This window comes from Pseudomonas bijieensis (assembly GCF_013347965.1).
Taxonomy (GTDB): Bacteria; Pseudomonadota; Gammaproteobacteria; order Pseudomonadales; family Pseudomonadaceae; genus Aquipseudomonas; species Aquipseudomonas bijieensis.
In genome coordinates, this window is record NZ_CP048810.1 from 175,511 (window position 1) to 191,731 (window position 16,221).

General features: G+C 59.7%; 15 protein-coding genes. 9 read left to right on the forward strand and 6 right to left on the reverse strand.

The features are described from left to right. Positions 1 to 3 precede the first annotated feature (3 nt). The 5 genes from manD to uxuA all read left to right on the forward strand — a co-directional run bounded on the left by manD (position 4) and on the right by uxuA (position 6,328). Entirely contained in the window at positions 4 to 1,215 is a 1,212-nt protein-coding gene (gene manD / locus GN234_RS00760; protein WP_176687624.1) for a D-mannonate dehydratase ManD, read from the forward strand. A 54-nt stretch (positions 1,216 to 1,269) separates the two neighbouring features. Next, entirely contained in the window at positions 1,270 to 2,301 is a 1,032-nt protein-coding gene (locus GN234_RS00765; RefSeq protein WP_176687625.1) for a Zn-dependent oxidoreductase, read from the forward strand. Positions 2,302 to 2,371: 70 nt separating this feature from the next. Next, complete coding sequence (locus GN234_RS00770) at positions 2,372 to 3,664, forward strand: MFS transporter (protein ID WP_116832688.1); 1,293 nt, start codon at positions 2,372 to 2,374, stop codon at positions 3,662 to 3,664. A gap of 17 nt (positions 3,665 to 3,681) precedes the next feature. Then, the gene (locus tag GN234_RS00775) at positions 3,682 to 5,136 is read left to right on the forward strand and encodes a mannitol dehydrogenase family protein (protein WP_176687626.1); all 1,455 of its coding nucleotides are present in this window, start codon (positions 3,682 to 3,684) and stop codon (positions 5,134 to 5,136) included. Between the two features lie 16 nt (positions 5,137 to 5,152). After that, a complete protein-coding gene (gene uxuA / locus GN234_RS00780; RefSeq protein WP_176687627.1) occupies positions 5,153 to 6,328 on the forward strand; it encodes a mannonate dehydratase in 1,176 nt (391 codons plus the stop codon). A gap of 265 nt (positions 6,329 to 6,593) precedes the next feature. Here uxuA and GN234_RS00785 read toward each other — a convergent pair whose 3' ends face one another. The 3 genes from GN234_RS00785 to GN234_RS00795 all read right to left on the reverse strand — a co-directional run bounded on the left by GN234_RS00785 (position 6,594) and on the right by GN234_RS00795 (position 9,943). Further along, the gene (locus tag GN234_RS00785) at positions 6,594 to 7,307 is read right to left on the reverse strand and encodes a FadR/GntR family transcriptional regulator (RefSeq protein ID WP_176689536.1); all 714 of its coding nucleotides are present in this window, start codon (positions 7,305 to 7,307) and stop codon (positions 6,594 to 6,596) included. 84 nt (positions 7,308 to 7,391) lie between these two features. After that, positions 7,392 to 8,918 carry a UxaA family hydrolase gene (locus tag GN234_RS00790; RefSeq protein ID WP_176687628.1) on the reverse strand — a complete coding sequence of 509 codons (1,527 nt, stop codon included), beginning with the start codon at positions 8,916 to 8,918 and terminating at the stop codon, positions 7,392 to 7,394. A 14-nt stretch (positions 8,919 to 8,932) separates the two neighbouring features. Continuing rightward, positions 8,933 to 9,943, reverse strand: a complete 1,011-nt coding sequence (locus tag GN234_RS00795) for a zinc-binding alcohol dehydrogenase family protein (RefSeq protein WP_176687629.1) — start codon at positions 9,941 to 9,943, stop codon at positions 8,933 to 8,935. Between the two features lie 322 nt (positions 9,944 to 10,265). Between GN234_RS00795 and GN234_RS00800 the strand changes: the two genes are divergently transcribed. From GN234_RS00800 to treA, 4 genes are all read left to right on the forward strand, one after another. After that, complete coding sequence (locus tag GN234_RS00800; RefSeq protein WP_176687630.1) at positions 10,266 to 10,496, forward strand: hypothetical protein; 231 nt, start codon at positions 10,266 to 10,268, stop codon at positions 10,494 to 10,496. Between the two features lie 117 nt (positions 10,497 to 10,613). After that, complete coding sequence (locus GN234_RS00805) at positions 10,614 to 11,075, forward strand: hypothetical protein (protein WP_176687631.1); 462 nt, start codon at positions 10,614 to 10,616, stop codon at positions 11,073 to 11,075. Further along, positions 11,076 to 11,408, forward strand: coding sequence for a hypothetical protein (locus GN234_RS00810; RefSeq protein ID WP_176687632.1), 333 nt, complete (start codon positions 11,076 to 11,078; stop codon positions 11,406 to 11,408). Positions 11,409 to 11,627: 219 nt separating this feature from the next. Beyond that, positions 11,628 to 13,253, forward strand: a complete 1,626-nt coding sequence (gene treA, locus GN234_RS00815) for an alpha,alpha-trehalase TreA (RefSeq protein ID WP_176689537.1) — start codon at positions 11,628 to 11,630, stop codon at positions 13,251 to 13,253. An 86-nt stretch (positions 13,254 to 13,339) separates the two neighbouring features. On the opposite strand, the gene GN234_RS00820 is transcribed toward treA, so the two are convergent. The 3 genes from GN234_RS00820 to GN234_RS00830 form a co-directional block, all read right to left on the reverse strand. Beyond that, positions 13,340 to 14,566 carry a zinc-dependent alcohol dehydrogenase gene (locus tag GN234_RS00820; protein ID WP_163858205.1) on the reverse strand — a complete coding sequence of 409 codons (1,227 nt, stop codon included), beginning with the start codon at positions 14,564 to 14,566 and terminating at the stop codon, positions 13,340 to 13,342. A gap of 144 nt (positions 14,567 to 14,710) precedes the next feature. Continuing rightward, complete coding sequence (locus GN234_RS00825; RefSeq protein ID WP_163858207.1) at positions 14,711 to 15,241, reverse strand: cupin domain-containing protein; 531 nt, start codon at positions 15,239 to 15,241, stop codon at positions 14,711 to 14,713. 18 nt (positions 15,242 to 15,259) lie between these two features. After that, positions 15,260 to 16,219, reverse strand: a complete 960-nt coding sequence (locus GN234_RS00830) for a sensor domain-containing diguanylate cyclase (protein ID WP_116832681.1) — start codon at positions 16,217 to 16,219, stop codon at positions 15,260 to 15,262. Positions 16,220 to 16,221: the final 2 nt, after the last annotated feature.

Here is a 16,221-nt window from a genome sequence, read left to right on the forward strand (position 1 = left end):
TTTATGAAAATCGTTGAAGCGCGCGTCATCGTCACCTGCCCGGGTCGCAACCTGGTCACGTTGAAGATCGTCACCGATGAAGGCCTCTACGGCATTGGCGATGCAACCTTGAATGGCCGCGAACTGGCGGTCGTCGCCTATCTGGAGGAGCACGTCCTGCCCGCGCTGATCGGCCGCGATGCCCATCGCATCGAAGACATCTGGCAGTACCTCTATCGCGGTGCGTATTGGCGCCGTGGCCCGGTGACCATGACCGCTATCGCCGCCGTCGACGTGGCACTCTGGGACATCAAGGCCAAGGCCGCGAACATGCCGTTGTACCAGTTGCTCGGTGGCAAGAGTCGCGAGCGGGTAATGGTCTACGGGCATGCCACCGGCAAGGACATCGAAGGCTGCCTGGACGAAGTCGCTCGCCATGTCGAGTTGGGCTACAAGGCCGTGCGCGTGCAATGCGGCATACCGGGTATCGCCACCACCTACGGCGTCGCCAAGCGCAGCGGCGAACGCTATGAGCCGGCCGACAGCGACCTGCCCGCCGAACACGTCTGGGACACTGCCAAATACCTCAATTACGTACCCAAGCTGTTCGCCGCCGTGCGCGAGCGCTTTGGTGATGACTTGCATATTCTCCATGACGTGCACCATCGCCTGACGCCCATCGAAGCGGGGCGCCTGGGCAAGGCCGTGGAGCCGTACAACCTGTTCTGGCTCGAAGACTGCACGCCAGCCGAAAACCAGCAGAGCTTTCGCCTGATCCGCCAGCACACCACCACGCCCCTGGCGGTTGGCGAGGTGTTCAACTCCATCCATGACTGCCGCGAGTTGATTCAGGAGCAGTTGATCGACTACATCCGCACGACGCTGGTGCATGCCGGCGGCATCACCCATGTGCGGCGCATTGCCGATTTCGCAGCACTGTTCCAGGTGCGTACCGGTTTTCACGGCGCCACCGATCTGTCACCGGTGTGCATGGGGGCGGCCCTGCATTTCGATACCTGGGTGCCCAATTTCGGCATCCAGGAACATATGCCTCATGAAGAGCACATCGATGAAGTCTTTCCCCATGCCTATCGCTTCGAGGACGGCCATTTCACGCCCGGCGATGCGCCGGGGCATGGCGTCGACATTGATGAAGACCTCGCCCGCCAATACCCCTACAAGCGCGCCAGTCTGCCAGTCAACCGTCTTGAAGACGGCACGCTCTGGCACTGGTGAAGCGTTTCCAACCCATCAAGCGGCGGGGCGGATGTCCCCGCCAGGAGTGACCCGATGAAAGCGTTCCAGGTAAGAGCACCCTTCGAGTTCGGGCTGGCCCAGGTCGACCGACCCCAGGTCGCCCATGGCGAGGTCCAGGTCGATGTGGCCTACGCCGGCATCTGCGGCTCGGACATGCACATCATTCATGGGCAGAACGCATTCGTGCGTTTCCCCCGAGTCACCGGCCATGAGTTTTCCGGGGTGATCCGGCAAGTTGGCGAAGGTGTCGAACACCTGCAAGTGGGCGACCGGGTGTGCGTCGATCCGGTGATCAGTTGCGGCACCTGTTATCCCTGCCGTATCGGCCGACCGAATGTCTGCACACGGCTGCAAGTGATCGGCGTGCATCGCGACGGTGGCTTCAGTGAACAGGTCTGCGTACCGGCCGAGAATGCCCACCGCTTGCCCGATTCGATGTCCCTCAGCCACGGTGCCCTGGTGGAGCCTTATTCCATTGCCCTGAATGTGCTCGATCGTATGCAGCCCCATCCGGGCGACAGCGTGCTGATCTACGGTGCCGGTGTCATCGGCCTGACCCTGGTGCAGATGGCCCGGGCGTTGGGGCTGACCGACATCACCGTGACCGATGTCATCGACAGTCGCCTGGAGACGGCGCGGGCACTGGGTGCGAGCCGGACCCTCAACGGCCAGCAAGTCGATGTCGAAACCACAATGCGGGAACTCACCCAAGGTGAAGGCGTGCCGTTGATTGTCGACGCCGCCTGTATCCCGGCACTGATGCCGCAGATGGTGCGCCTGGCCTCGCCGGCCGGACGCATCGGCCTGCTGGGGTTCAATGCCACGCCCAGCGACCTGGTGCAGTTGGAGATGATCAAGAAGGAACTGACCCTGGTGGGCTCACGGCTCAATAACCGCAAGTTCCCCAAGGTGATCGAACTGATCGCCAGCGGCCAGTTGCAGGTCCAGGACCTGATCAGCCATCGCGTCACGTTCGACGAAATGCCCGGTGCCATCGACCTGATCGAAAAACACCCCGAGCAAACCCGAAAGGTACTGGTGGAACTGACGAACGCCCACCACTGATCTTCCGACCTTATCGTGCCCGAGTGCGGGCACCCTCACCGAATAAACACAACAAGCGGGAGGCTCCACCATGTTTGGTCAAGGACGTAGCTTAATCATCATCATGCTGTTCCTGGCCGGGGTCATCAATTACCTCGACCGCTCGGCATTGTCTGTGGCGGCGCCTTTCATCCAGAAGGACTACGGTCTGAGTACGGGTGAAATGGGCATGATCTTCAGCAGTTTTTTCGTCGGCTATGCCGCCTTCAATTTCATCGGTGGCTGGGCCGCCGACCGTTACGGCGCCAAGACCACGCTGCTGTTGGCCATGGTCTTGTGGTCGTTGTTCAGCGGCCTGACCGTGTTGACGGTGGGCTTCGCTTCGCTGGTGCTCATCCGGATTCTGTTCGGCATGGGCGAAGGACCGCTGAGCGTTACCACCAGCAAAATGGTGAACAACTGGTACACCCCCAAGCGCAGGGCGCGGGCGATCGGCGCGTCGATGTCCGGCACGCCGCTGGGCGGGGCGATTTCCGGTCCAGTGGTGGGCTTCATCGCCGTCACCTACGGCTGGAAGATCTCGTTCATTATCATCATGCTGATCGGCCTGATCTGGGCTGCCGTGTGGTTCAAGTTCGTCAAGGAACGGCCCGAAGGCGAGGGTGCCGAGGATATACTCCGAGCCGAGGGGCAAAGCGAGCTGGCGGCACAACCGGTGTTCCCACTGCGCTTCTACCTCAAGCAACCGACGGTGCTGTTCACGTCCTTGGCGTTCTTCTCCTATAACTACACGTTGTTTTTCTTCCTGACCTGGTTTCCCAGCTACCTGACCATGGCCCACGGCCTCAACGTCAAGGACATGAGCATCGCCACGGTCATTCCCTGGGTTTTGGGTTTCCTCGGCCTGGCTTTGGGCGGCTTCATCTCCGACTTCGTGTTCAAGAAAACCGGAAAGATGATGTTCTCGCGCAAAGTGGTGCTGGTGACCTGTCTGTTGGCCTGCGCCGCTTGTATCGCCTGTGCCGGGATGGTCAAGACCCTGTATCCGGCAGTCATTCTCGTCGCCTTGGCGGTGTTCTTCCTGTACCTCACCGGGGCCATTTACTGGGCGATCATCCAGGACACCGTACCGGCGGCACGAGTCGGTGGCGTCAGCGGCTTCATGCACTTTCTGGCGAACACCTCGGGCATTGTCGGCCCGACCTTGACCGGCTTCCTGGTGCAGTTCACCGGCTCGTTCACCAGTGCGTTCCTGCTGGCGGGGTTGTTGACGGTGATCGGTGCCGTGTGTGTGGCGCGCTATGTAAAACCCCTGGCGGTGGCCAATATCGGTGACTCGGCTGCACAAGGCTCGCAACCGGCTTCGGCCCTGAGCCATCCCTGAACAGAAGGAGCGTATTGATGCCTGTTGTGAAACGAGTGCCCTCCACCGGCGCGGCACCGCAGATCGGTATTGTCCACCTGGGCTTGGGCGCGTTTCATCGCGCACACCAGGCGGTCTACCTGCAACGCCATCTCAATCGTCGTGGTGAAAGCGACTGGGGGCTGTGCAGCGCCAACCTGCGTTCCAATCGCACCTTGGTCGATCAATTGCGTGGGCAGGACGGTCGCTACCATGTTGCCGAGTTCCGCGACCGCGAACAGGTGACGCTGCGCGAGATCGGGGTCTTGCGCCAGGCCTTGTATGTGGGCGAGGGCGGCCATGACCTGGAGCTGCTATTGCAGCGCATGGCCGAGCCGCAAACGCGGATCGTTACCCTCACCGTCACCGAAAAAGGTTATTGCCTGAGCCCGTCCTCGGGGCAACTGCGCAGCGAAGATCCGTTGATTGCCCATGACCTTGCTCATCCGCAAGCGCCGCGCTCAGCGCCTGGCATTGTCCTTGAGGCCCTGCGTCGCCGTCGTACCGCCGGCATCCCGCCATTCACGGTGTTGTGCTGCGACAACATGCCGGATAACGGCCAACGCACCCGTCAGGCGGTCAGCGCATTGGCGGCGCTGCAGGATGAGAGGCTGGCGCGGTGGATCGAGCAACAGGTAGCGTTTCCCAGCTGCATGGTCGACCGCATTGTGCCCGCGATGGACGGCGAGTCCTTCCGGCGGCTGGAGCAACTGGATTGTCACGACCCGGCGGCAGTGGTCTGCGAAAGCTTCAGCCAGTGGGTGATCGAGGATCACTTTCCCCTTGGTCGCCCGGACTGGGAAGTGGAAGGCGTACAGATGGTCAAAGACGTGCGCCCGTTTGAAACGATGAAGCTGCGCATGCTCAATGGCAGCCATTCGTTACTGGCCTACGTGGGGTTGCTGGCCGGCCATGAGTCGGTGTTCGACGCCGTCAGTGACGCGAATCTGGCACGGCTCTTCGAGCGTTACATGGCTGAGGAAGCGGCGCCTACCCTGGACATGCCGGCGGGCATCGATCTTTCGCTGTATGCCCGCGATCTGAAGGCGCGCTTTGCCAATGACAGCCTGCAACATCGCCTGCGCCAGATCGCCATGGACGGTTCGCAGAAACTGCCGCAACGCTGGTTGCTCGGTGCCCGGCAGTTGCTCGACCAGGGGCGAGGTATCGGCTGTACCGCGCTGGGCATCGCGGCATGGATTCATTACTGCACACGACCTTTGCCTGGTCATCCGATGCACGTGATTGATGACCCTTTGAGTGCGACTTTTGCCGATCTGGCGGGGCGTTTCGACGGCGCATCGTTGGTGGAAGCCTTTCTCGATTTGGACGAAGTCTTTCCGGCCGCGTTGTCGGAGCGCCCGGCGTTTCGTGAGGCTGTGCAAGGTGCTTATGGCGCCCTGATTCGCGACGGCATCGACAGTTTTTTGCAGACCTTTGTCGCACCCAACTAACAAAAAGGAGAACAACATGGAACAGACATGGCGTTGGTTTGGCCCCAAAGACCCGATCTCCCTGGCGGACGTTCGCCAAACCGGTGCGACCGGCATCGTCACCGCATTGCACGAAATCCCTAATGGCCAGGTGTGGCCGGTGGAGGCTATCGCGGCTCGTAAAGCGATGATCGAAGCGGCCGGTTTGAGCTGGTCAGTGGTGGAAAGCATTCCGGTGCACGAGGACATCAAGCGAGGCTGCGGGCGGCGTGACGAGTACATTGCCAACTACCAGCAAAGCGTGCGCAACCTGGCGAGCTGCGGCATCGATATCGTGTGCTACAACTTCATGCCGGTATTGGACTGGACTCGCACCGACCTGACCTATGAGCTGGCGGATGGTGGCTGGGCGCTGCGTTTCGATCAAACCGCGTTTGCCGCCTTCGACCTGTTCATCCTCCAGCGTCCGGGGGCGCAGGCTGAATACAGCGCCGAGGATATCCAGCAGGCCAAGGCCTACTTCGAACAACTGACGCCAGCCCGACGCGAAACCCTGGTCAACACCTTGATTGCTGGTTTGCCCGGCGCCGAGGAACACTACAGCCTGGACAATTTTCGTGACTTGCTGCGCACCTACGCCAACATCGACGAGGCCAAGTTGCGTGAACACCTGGGGTATTTTCTGCGTGCGGTGATCCCGGTGGCGGAGGAAGTGGGGGTACGCATGGCGATCCATCCGGACGATCCACCTCGGGCGCTGCTGGGGCTGCCACGCATCCTCTCCACCGCTGAAGATGCCCAATGGTTGTTGGATGCCGCCCCGAGTCCGGCCAATGGCCTGACGTTCTGCACCGGTTCCTATGGTGTGCGCGAAGACAACGACCTGGTGGCGATGGCCAAGCAGTTTGCGCCGTTCATCTACTTCACTCACTTGCGCTCAACCCGCCGGGAGGCCGACCCACGCAGCTTTCACGAAGCCCATCACCTGGGTGGCGACGTCGACATGGTCGGGGTCATCAGTGCCTTGGTGGCCGAAGAGCGCAGGCGTGAGCGCGAAGGTGGCCCGCGCTTGCCGCTACGACCGGACCATGGGCATCAACTGCTCGATGACCAGCACCGCAAAAGCAATCCCGGCTACTCGCTGATCGGTCGCCTCAAGGGCCTGGCGGAAATCCGTGGTGTGGAACTGGCCGTGCGGAAACAGTTGGGCTGAGGCTTGAAAATAAACAGGGGAAATCTGTCAGGCCAAAAAGCCTGTGGCGATGCGTCAGTTACCGAGGGCTTTTGTGGCGAGGGGATTTATCCCCGTTGGGCTGCGAAGCAGCCCCAAGGATTGAATGCGATCAGCCTGACACACCGCAGTGACTGGCTTGGGGACTGCTGCGCAGCCCAACGGGGATAAATCCCCCCTCGCCACAGGTTCGGTGTGCAGTTGAGTGAGTTTGAGTGATCCACATCAACGCCCATCCACCGCCGGTCTAATCGCTCATGTCTTCCGGCCCCAGCGCCTGCAACCAACGGTTCTCCGAGCGGCTCAGATGCTGGCGCATGGAGGTCTGAGCACCGAGCACATCCTTGTTGGCGACGGCGTGCAGGATCGCCTCATGCTCGATGACGGCGGCTTCCCAGGTCAACGCGTTCTCGGAGTGCTTGCTCAGGTGTGCCGAAATAGGGTTGTGTCGTTCATCAAACAGCGCGGTGATGATCCGGACCAAAGCAGAGTTACCGCTCATTTTGGCCAGGCGCTGATGAAACCTGCGGTCGTCCTCCAGAGGGGGCTGGCCGTTGGCGATGCTGGCGCGCATGGCGTCGATACATTCCTGCAGATAGCGGTAGTCGCTTTTTTTGCCGTGCAAACAGGCCAGGACCACCGATTCGCCTTCGATCAAGGCGCGCGCCTGCATCAATTCCGACGGGCTCTCGCCCAAGGTTTCGCTCTTGTTTTTCCCGTCCGTGGACCGGGTGCGCACGTACACGCCCGAGCCCATCTTGATTTCAATGTCGCCCTCGATTTCCAGGGCGATGAGTGCCTCGCGCAGCGAAGGCCGGGAAACCCCCAGCAGTTGAGTCAAATCGCGTTCGGGAGGAAGCCTGGAGCCTGCCTTGAAGTCCTCCTGGACGATGTAGGTTCGCAGTTGGTCAGCAATTTTCTGGTACGGCTTTCGCTCAGCGGCGTTGATCGGTGAGACCATGGCAACGGTGTCCATCGGATAGTCTGCGAAGGCTACCATAGGCGCTTGATGCTGTTCATTCATGTGGGAGCGGTGGTGCGGCAATCACATCACCGCGCCAATCTGCCAAGGCACAAACTCGTTATCGCCCAAACCGTTTTCTTCACTGCAGGTGCGGCGTCCGGAAGCGGTATCGAGCATCAATTGGAACAACCGTTCACCGGCCTCGGCCACCGACTCCAGGCCATCGACAATGCCTCCGGCGTTGAAGTCCATGTCCAGCTCCATGCGTTGGAACAGGCGAGTGTTGGTGGCGATTTTCAAGGAGGGCGTGGGCTTGCACCCGTAAGTCGAACCGCGGCCCGTGGTGAAGCAGATGAGATTCGCGCCGCCCGCCACCTGGCCGGTCGCGGACACGGGGTCGTAGCCGGGCGTGTCCATGAACACCAGACCCTGGGTATCGACCGTTTCCGCGTATTGGTAGACGCCCATCAACCCACTGGCTCCGGCTTTCGCCACGGCACCCAGGGATTTCTCTAGGATGGTGGTAATGCCCCCGGCCTTGTTGCCTGGCGAGGGATTGTTGTTCATGTCACCGTCGTTGTGGCGCACGTAGGCTTCCCACCAACGGATCCGCGTCATCAATTTTGCCGAGATGTCAGCGGAGGCGGCGCGTGCCGTCAGCAGGTGTTCGGCGCCATAGATTTCCGGTGTTTCCGACAGAATGGCGGTGCCGCCATTTCGCACCAGCAGGTCTACAGCGGCGCCGAGTGCTGGATTAGCAGTAATGCCTGAGTAACCGTCCGAACCGCCACATTGCAAGCCGACGCTCAGGTGGCTGGCTGCAACGACAGTACGCTGGAGATCGTTGATGATTGGCAGCATCTGTTCGATATGGGCGATGCCACGTTGCACGGCTTCGCGAGTACCGCCGGCGTCCTGAATGATCAGGCTGGCCTTGAGCGGCGCTGGGCGATCGCCGAGCTCATCCATCAAGGGGATGAGTTGGTTGACCTCGCAACCCAGGCCGATCAATAACACGCCAGCGAAGTTGGGGTGATCGGCATAACCGCGCAAGGTGCGCTTGAGGATATCGATGCCTTCACCCGTGGCCCCCATGCCACAGCCGCTGCCATGGGTAATTGCCACGACGCCATCGACGTTGGGAAAGTCTTTCAGGCGTTCGGCAGAGAAGGCATTGGCGATGTGTTTGCACACGGTTGCCGAGCAGTTGACGCTGGAAACAACCCCGATGTAGTTGCGGGTACCAACGCGCCCATCATCGCGCACGAAACCCTCGAACGTCGCCGGCTCACCGCTGAGCACGGTAGGTATATAAACGTTCTGCACGCTCTGTTCGGCATTGGTCGTGGGCATGTCCAGGTTGTGCACGTGGACATGATCGCCAGGCTCGATGTCCTGTGTCGCCTGGCCGATGGTCTGGCCATACTTGAGTACTCGCTGGCCTGCCAGCGCCCGGCGCAGGGCGATCTTGTGGCCGGACGGAATCGGCTGCCGGGCGACCAGCGCGATGCCGTCGGCGTTCAGCTGTTGCCCTTCGGCAATATCGCCTCGAGCTACGGCAACATCATCACCGGGGGTTAAAACAAGCAAAGAAGACGGCGGGTTCATGGTGCGTCTTCCTCCTAGCACTCGATGATTGCTTTGACGACACCCTGCTTGGGGTCGAGCAAGGTGCTGAACGAATGGGCGACGTCGCTGAGTGTCAGTCGATGGGTGTTCAGGGCGGCGTCCGGGATCAATCCGTTGCGCAAGCATTCTTCCACGTGCCGGAAGTCTTCCTGGGTGGCGTTGCGACTGCCCATCAGCGTGGCTTCACGCTTGTGAAACTCCGGGTCGGAAAAGGTGATGGAGTCCCGTACCACCGAAATCATCACGTAGGTGCCGCCGTGGGCGATGAACTCGAACCCGCGCTCCATGGCCCGGGCATTGCCCGTGGCATCGAACACCACGTCGAAAAAATCGCCCTCTGTCAGTTCGGCCAGGGCCTGCTTGTCACCTTCGCCGATTTGCACGGCCGCGTGGATATCCAAGTGTTGCTTACAAAACGCAAGACGATCTTCACGGGTATCCAGGACAGTGACTTGCGCCCCGCGCAGGCTGGCGAAGATCGCCGCCGCCATGCCGATCGGCCCGGTGCCGACCACCAGTGCGCGTTTACTCGCCTGGACATTTGAGCGCCGCACAGCATGAGCGCCGATGGACAGGAACTCGATCATCGCCGCCTGATCGAGGGTAACCCCCACGGCCTTGTGTACGAATTGGTGGGGTACGCTCAGGTATTCGGTGAACGCCCCGTCGCAATGAACCCCCAACACTTGAATACGGGTGCAGCAGTTGGTCTTGCCCTGGCGGCAGGCGATGCAGGTTCCGCAGGAAAGGTAGGGCATCACGTAGACAACATCACCGATGGCGAGGTCGCTGGCGCTGTCCGGCTCTTCTACAACCCCGGAAAACTCATGACCCATGACACGCGGGTATTCGAGGTAGGGCTGGTTGCCGGTGAAGATATGCAGGTCAGTGCCGCAGACCCCGACGCGCTTGACCCGGATGAGGACCTCGCCCGGTTTCCTGAGCGGTTTTTCGCGCTCGATGGCGGTTAACGAGCCGGGTTCGTTACAGATGACAGTCAGCATGGTAATGCTCCTTGGCGGGCGCTAGGGCGTCGGAGGTCACCCAGTGGGAGAGGGGCACTGAGCACCCGAGTGGCGGGAAATCTGAACATCTGGAGATCTCTTTTTTGTTGTAGGCGGACAGCTATCCGCTCGGATGACCTTCGCCCAAAAAACTACACGCCGGAAAAAATATTGGCAAGACCAATCTAAAAAAAACAAGATTGGACTGACCAGTGTGAGATTTGTAGAGCCCTTTACTCGCACCGCCAAAATCGATGGATAAAAAGGCAAAATGGGCTGATTCTGCTGCCAAATGGCGAGTGGATTTCTATGAGGCGTTTTGATGAGCACGCAATGGAAGGAAAAAGGCTGCGGTGTTTGCCGGGGGCTATGGGAGTCCGGCCAGCATCCTCCTGAGCTTGCCGTGAGCATCGTTCTCCATTCCCGCTTGCATCGATGTTCATCCTGCGGCGCGTTCTGGGAGCAGCTTGAGCGTTATGCCGATGTCATTGGTGAGCAGCAGGCGCGGGAGTTGTATCCGGAGGCCTTCAAGGTGGAGGAGCGCCACCAGTAGATTCGAGAGGATTCATCCGGTTGAGCGAGCGAGGAGTACCCGATGAAGGATGCCTGACTACACTGGACGCGCGGTAAATGGAACAGTGCCGCAGTTGGAAGCATAAGGGAGAGCTGGATGAAAAATATATTGTTTCTGATTTTATACTTGGGCGGCGGTGTTGGATTATATCGCTGGGTCGATTTCTTGCGCCCTGTAGGAGAAGGACTTAATGGCTTTTACTCGTGGGTTTGGTTAGATTCCGGTTCTGAGCTTGCGATTCGTCAATTTCTAAGTTTTTCCTATGCAAGTTTTTTTTATTTGGTGTGGATGGCGATATTTCCTGAGCCTGCAAAAAGCTACGTCTATACAGTGGTTGGGAGTAAGGTCGTTTCCTCGTTTCTCAGAAGCATGGCGTTATTTGTTTCATGTCTTTTAATTCTCGGTTTAGTGGGGGTAGGTTTGGTGAAACGTCCTTACAGCGCATTCCATCAGTATTTTTCACTTCTGGTTACTTGTGTGCTCCTTGGTGGCTGGACTATATATCTTAAGGATTTTTTTCTGACGGCTGCGAATTACATGGGAAGAAAATATAAATGAGTGACCAGCATCGATGGATGGAATGGTGCAGCAGGTGAGGGTACGCGCGGCGGGGAGGTGGTAAAGCTGGCGCAACCGGTTGAGATTGAGGCTGCTGGGGAAACCCAATGCTGTGCGTATGAGCACGAGGGGCGTGGTGTGTTGGACCTATTGATGGATTTTCTAATTAATGAGCTGTTTTATAAAATCGGCTTTGCTTTTCTCGTTTTTATAACCGGAGGGCGATTCAAGGGTGAAAGTAGCTATTATTACTACTTGGTCTGCTTGGTGGGCTTTCTACTAGTGCTCAGTACGGTGGTGTTGATTTTCTTGGCGTGGGTGATGTGGTTCTGACGCGTACGCAAAAGTTGGCAGGGGGAAACGTTCCTGAATAGCGTCGCGAGTAGATAAACCGTTATTCTCAAGCACTCATCTGTTTAACCGCCGCAATGGCTAAGACACAATCAGATTGAGCCAAATTCACCCACCCCATTCCAACGTTGATCCAGTTGAACCGAGCTCCCTCCACCTTGTCATTCATCTGTCAGGAACGACAACATGATGGAGTTGCTTATGCGACCAATGGATTTCACCAGCCTATCCCTCGCCGCGCTGCTCTGCGCGGCTTGCTCAAGCCAACCGGCCGCGACATGGAGTTATGAAGATGCCCAGGGGCGAGCCAATCTGCCGCCCGACCAGGCCTACCCTGAGCTGTTCGAAGCGGTGCAACGCGGGCAGCTTTTCACTGACCAGAAACACTTCGTGGATGCGCTGCCCAAGCGTGATCCTGCGAAAATCCGCGCCGATTACCTGGCTCGCCGGGGCAGCGATGGCTTTGATCTGAAAACTTTCGTGCAAGACAATTTCATCGAATCCGGCGAGGCGCAAAGCCCGGCATCGAAACCTGGCGCTTCGATCGAAGAACACATCGACAACCTCTGGCCGGTGTTGAGCCGCAGCTACAGCCAGGTGCCGCAATACAGCAGTTTGCTGCCGTTGCCGCAACCCTATGTGGTGCCGGGCGGGCGCTTTCGCGAGATGTACTACTGGGATTCCTACTTCACCATGCTGGGGCTCGAGCAAAGCGGTGAGAGGGCCCGGGTTCGCCAGATGACCGACAATTTCGCCTACATGATCGATACGTACGGCCATATCCCCAATGGCAATCGCACCTACTACCTGAGCCGGTCGCAGCCGCCATTCTTTGCCTATATGGTGGAGTTGCAGGCACGTATCGAAGGCGATCAGGCCTATGGGCGATACCTGCCACAGTTGCAGAAGGAATATGCCTATTGGATGGACGGAGCCCAGACGCTCAAGTCTGGGACGGCCGCCAAGCACGTGGTCAAACTGGCCGATGGCAGTGTGCTCAATCGCTATTGGGATGCCAGCCCGACGCCTCGCCAGGAGTCCTGGCTGCAAGACGTCAAGACTGCCGAGCAGGCGCCGGACAGGCCCAAGGAGGAGGTCTGGCGTGATTTGCGTGCTGGCGCCGAAAGCGGCTGGGACTTCAGTTCTCGCTGGTTGGGCGATGGCCAGGACCTGGCGACCATCCGCACTACATCCATTGTGCCGGTGGACCTGAACAGCCTGATCTATCACCTGGAGCGCACCATCGCCAAAGCCTGCGAAACCGTCCACAACACACCATGCGTGCAGGCTTATGGGCAGCGCGCCGAACGGCGTCAGCATGCTATCGAGCAGTATTTGTGGAGTGCTGAAAAAGGCTTCTACGTGGACTACGACTGGCAGCAAAACCAACAACGCCAGCCACTCACCGCCGCTGCGCTTTTTCCGCTGTTTACCGGCCTGGCCTCCACCGAGCACGCCAATCGCACCGCCGACGCGGTACGCGAAGGCCTGCTGCGCCCCGGCGGCATCGCCACCACCCAGGTCAACAATGGCCAGCAGTGGGATGAGCCCAACGGCTGGGCACCGCTGCAATGGGTGGCGGTGGAGGGGCTGGACCGCTACCAGCAAACGGCACTGGCGCAGCAGATTGGCAGTGGTTTTTTGCAGCAGGTCCAGAACCTCTACCGCAAGGAGAACAAGCTGGTAGAGAAATACGATTTATCCGGGCGTGGCGATGGCGGAGGAGGCGGCGAATATGAGTTGCAGGACGGCTTTGGCTGGACCAACGGGGTGACGCTGAAACTGATGGGCAAGTATGGCGCAACCCCTCTCACCACCAGGCCGTAGACTGAACACTGTGGCGAGGGAGCTTGCTCCCGCCGGGCTGCGCAGCAGCCCTTGAGTTCCCCTCACCACCATGAACTCGCCAAGTCTCAAGTCAGCGCCATCGCACCATTCGGCACATCACCCTCCGGCAACGCCACGTGCGGGCTGCCCGGCGTCAAAATGACCTTCCTGCAATCCTCCTGCTTCTTGTCGAAAAGCTTGTAGCCCTCGGCGGCCTGCTCCAGCGACATCCGGTGGCTGATGATCACCTCAGGGGACAAACGACCGGTCTCGATATGGCCAAGCAGTTCGGGCAGATAACGCTGCACGTGGGTCTGGCCCATCTTGAAGGTCAGGCCTTTGTCGAACGCATCGCCAAACAGGAAACCGTGGATGAAGCCGGCATACACCCCCGGCACGCTCACCACACCGCCACGCCTGACTGCCGCGATGCATTGGCGCAGCGCCTTGCCGCTGCTGCCTTCGAGCTTGAGCGTGGCCAGTACCGTTTCGGTGGTGCTGCCCTTGGCCTCGAAGCCCACCGCATCGACCACACCGTCCACGCCGCGCATGCCTCTGGTCTGACGAATGATCGTGTCGGCAGGGTCGTCGTCTTCATCGAAGTTGATCGGAATCACGCCGTAGGTTTGCTGCGCGTAGGCCAGGCGATAGGGATGATGATCGACCATGAAGATCTGGTCGGCGCCCAGCATCCGCGCGCAAGCGGCACTCAACAGACCGACGGGCCCGGCGCCGTAGATCGCGATACTCGAACCCTTGCCGATCCCGGTGTTGGTGACCGCTTGAAACGCGGTCGGCAAGATGTCCGAGAGGAACAGGACCTTTTCGTCCGACAGGGTCCCCGGTACCTTGAACGGCCCGGTGTTGGCCTTTGGAACACGTACGTACTCGGCTTGGCCGCCCGGTATGCCGCCGTACAGATGGCTGAAACCGAAAAGCGCCGCGCCCGGTGCAATGGCCTTCTTGTTCAGGATCGCGCCACGCCCGGTGTTGGTGGTTTCACAAGCGGCGAACAGATCCATCTGGCAGAAAAAACAGCTGCCGCAGGCGATCACGAATGGAATCACCACACGGTCGCCGGGTTGCACTGCGGTCACCGCTGAACCCGTTTCCTCGACGATGCCCATGAACTCATGTCCGAAGATATCGCCGTGCTCGACGGCGGGAATTTTCCCGCGATAGAGGTGCAGGTCGGAACCGCAAATCGCCGTTGCGGTAACGCGCAGAATGATGTCGTCGCTGTCCACCAGAATGGGGTCGGCGACCGTATCGACTTTCACACTGTGGGCACCGTGATAGGTGAGTGCTCTCATGACGTCCTGCCTCTCTCGATAGTGGGTAAAGGGCAGAGGGGCGATTCCGGACGGAAGTTCAGAGAGATGACGGGCCGTGGGACTAGCGGTCGTTCAGTGCGGCGAAGGTACTTTTGGACGGGGTCTGGTAGCGCCGCCTGGGTGCTATCGCCGGCTTGTCCAATACCGGACGACAGCCCCCTCGCGCCCCTGCACCGGATCCCTGTCGGGAAATGGCAGGCTGGCGATCTTCGCCAGTTGGGCTTCGCTCGGTGCTTCACGGCAGATGTCGGCCTGTTGACCGGGAGGGTAGGCGCCGACCACCAGGAAATCCTCGCTGGCGTGCAGGTTGCAGTGGCCTGTACCGGCGGGGAGCAGCAATACGTCACCGGCTTTCACCTCGAGGACATGTCCCTGCGGACCGCCAATCATCAAGCGCGCCTGGCCACTTGCGACGCCCAGCACTTCATGGCCTTCGGTATGGTAGTGGTGATAGTTGTAAATCCCGTAACGCCATTGCGGGGGCCAGCCATTGGCGCGAAAAGTCTCTTCGATCAACGCCGCCGCATCGCCGTCCCGAACGGCGATGGCGCCGGGGTAGACGAGCACGGGCAGGCGCGGGTTGTTGGGTACCCAGCCGTTGCGTTTCAATATCAGGGCCTGCACGGAATCCGAGACTGCGTTAAATGTGCTCATTGAACCAATCTCCGCAGGCTAAACTTGCTCGTACACCGTCACCCGGTTACGCCCGGTCTTCTTCGACGTATACAGCGCCTGGTCCGCCCAGGCGATCAGGTCGGCGTGGCTGTTCGAGGGTTGGTTCAGGTCGGCCACCCCCAGGCTGATGGTGAAGCGGATGCGCTGGTCGTTGTACACCACCTCCAGCGCCTCTACGGAGTGACGCATGCGTTCGGCGAAAGTTTGCGCACCGGTGCTGTCGGTATCCGAAAGCACCACGCCAAACTCTTCACCGCCATACCGCCCGACCACATCGGAGTCGCGCGCGTGCTCGCGCAGCAGCCTGGCGACCTGCTCGATGACTTTGTCGCCGGCCTGGTGACCGTAGGTGTCGTTGACCCGCTTGAAGTGGTCGATATCTAGCATCACCAGGCTCAACGCATTGCCATAGCGCTGGTGCCGGGCATAGGCGGCCCTGAGGCTTTCCTCCCAATGGCCGCGGTTGTACAGGCCCGTCAGGCGATCGGTACTGGAGAGCTGTTGCAGTTGCGCATTGGCGGCTTGCAACTGATGCCGGTTGGTGGCGACATCGGTGACGTCATAGATCACCAGGCAGATATGCTTGATGTTGTTGTCGGGCGAGCGCAGCGGTAACAGCGTGGTGTTCTGGTACATGAATTCTTCATTGCCGGTGATCGGCTGATAGTTCTCGAACCGCACCAGATACGGCCGCTGCTCCCAGACGGTGAAGGCTGGCGTGCCGAGGGTAGCGACGCTTTCCACTTTGCGGCTGAACCATTGGCGATCGATTTCAGGGAACAGGCTGAAGATAAGCTGATTGTGGGCATCCTTTGGCTGCACCCCGGAGCGGTTCTCCATGAAGGTGTTCCAGACCTGCACGCGGTAGTCGCGGTCGAGCACCACCACACCGACATCGATGCTCTGAACCACGGCAAGCAACCAGTGAAACTCGTTCAGATCAATGGAATCGTTCATGG

Bases quoted from the DNA above. Each gene is read 5' to 3' on its own strand.
- GN234_RS00790 (WP_176687628.1), bottom strand. From the start codon at position 8,918: ATGAACCCGCCGTCTTCTTTGCTTGTTTTAACCCCCGGTGATGATGTT.
- treA (WP_176689537.1), top strand. From the start codon at position 11,628: ATGCGACCAATGGATTTCACCAGCCTATCCCTCGCCGCGCTGCTCTGC.
- GN234_RS00820 (WP_163858205.1), bottom strand. From the start codon at position 14,566: ATGAGAGCACTCACCTATCACGGTGCCCACAGTGTGAAAGTCGATACG.
- uxuA (WP_176687627.1), top strand. From the start codon at position 5,153: ATGGAACAGACATGGCGTTGGTTTGGCCCCAAAGACCCGATCTCCCTG.
- GN234_RS00785 (WP_176689536.1), bottom strand. From the start codon at position 7,307: ATGGTCTCACCGATCAACGCCGCTGAGCGAAAGCCGTACCAGAAAATT.
- GN234_RS00765 (WP_176687625.1), top strand. From the start codon at position 1,270: ATGAAAGCGTTCCAGGTAAGAGCACCCTTCGAGTTCGGGCTGGCCCAG.
- GN234_RS00770 (WP_116832688.1), top strand. From the start codon at position 2,372: ATGTTTGGTCAAGGACGTAGCTTAATCATCATCATGCTGTTCCTGGCC.
- GN234_RS00825 (WP_163858207.1), bottom strand. From the start codon at position 15,241: ATGAGCACATTTAACGCAGTCTCGGATTCCGTGCAGGCCCTGATATTG.
- GN234_RS00805 (WP_176687631.1), top strand. From the start codon at position 10,614: ATGAAAAATATATTGTTTCTGATTTTATACTTGGGCGGCGGTGTTGGA.
- GN234_RS00775 (WP_176687626.1), top strand. From the start codon at position 3,682: ATGCCTGTTGTGAAACGAGTGCCCTCCACCGGCGCGGCACCGCAGATC.
- GN234_RS00800 (WP_176687630.1), top strand. From the start codon at position 10,266: ATGAGCACGCAATGGAAGGAAAAAGGCTGCGGTGTTTGCCGGGGGCTA.
- GN234_RS00795 (WP_176687629.1), bottom strand. From the start codon at position 9,943: ATGCTGACTGTCATCTGTAACGAACCCGGCTCGTTAACCGCCATCGAG.
- GN234_RS00830 (WP_116832681.1), bottom strand. From the start codon at position 16,219: ATGAACGATTCCATTGATCTGAACGAGTTTCACTGGTTGCTTGCCGTG.
- manD (WP_176687624.1), top strand. From the start codon at position 4: ATGAAAATCGTTGAAGCGCGCGTCATCGTCACCTGCCCGGGTCGCAAC.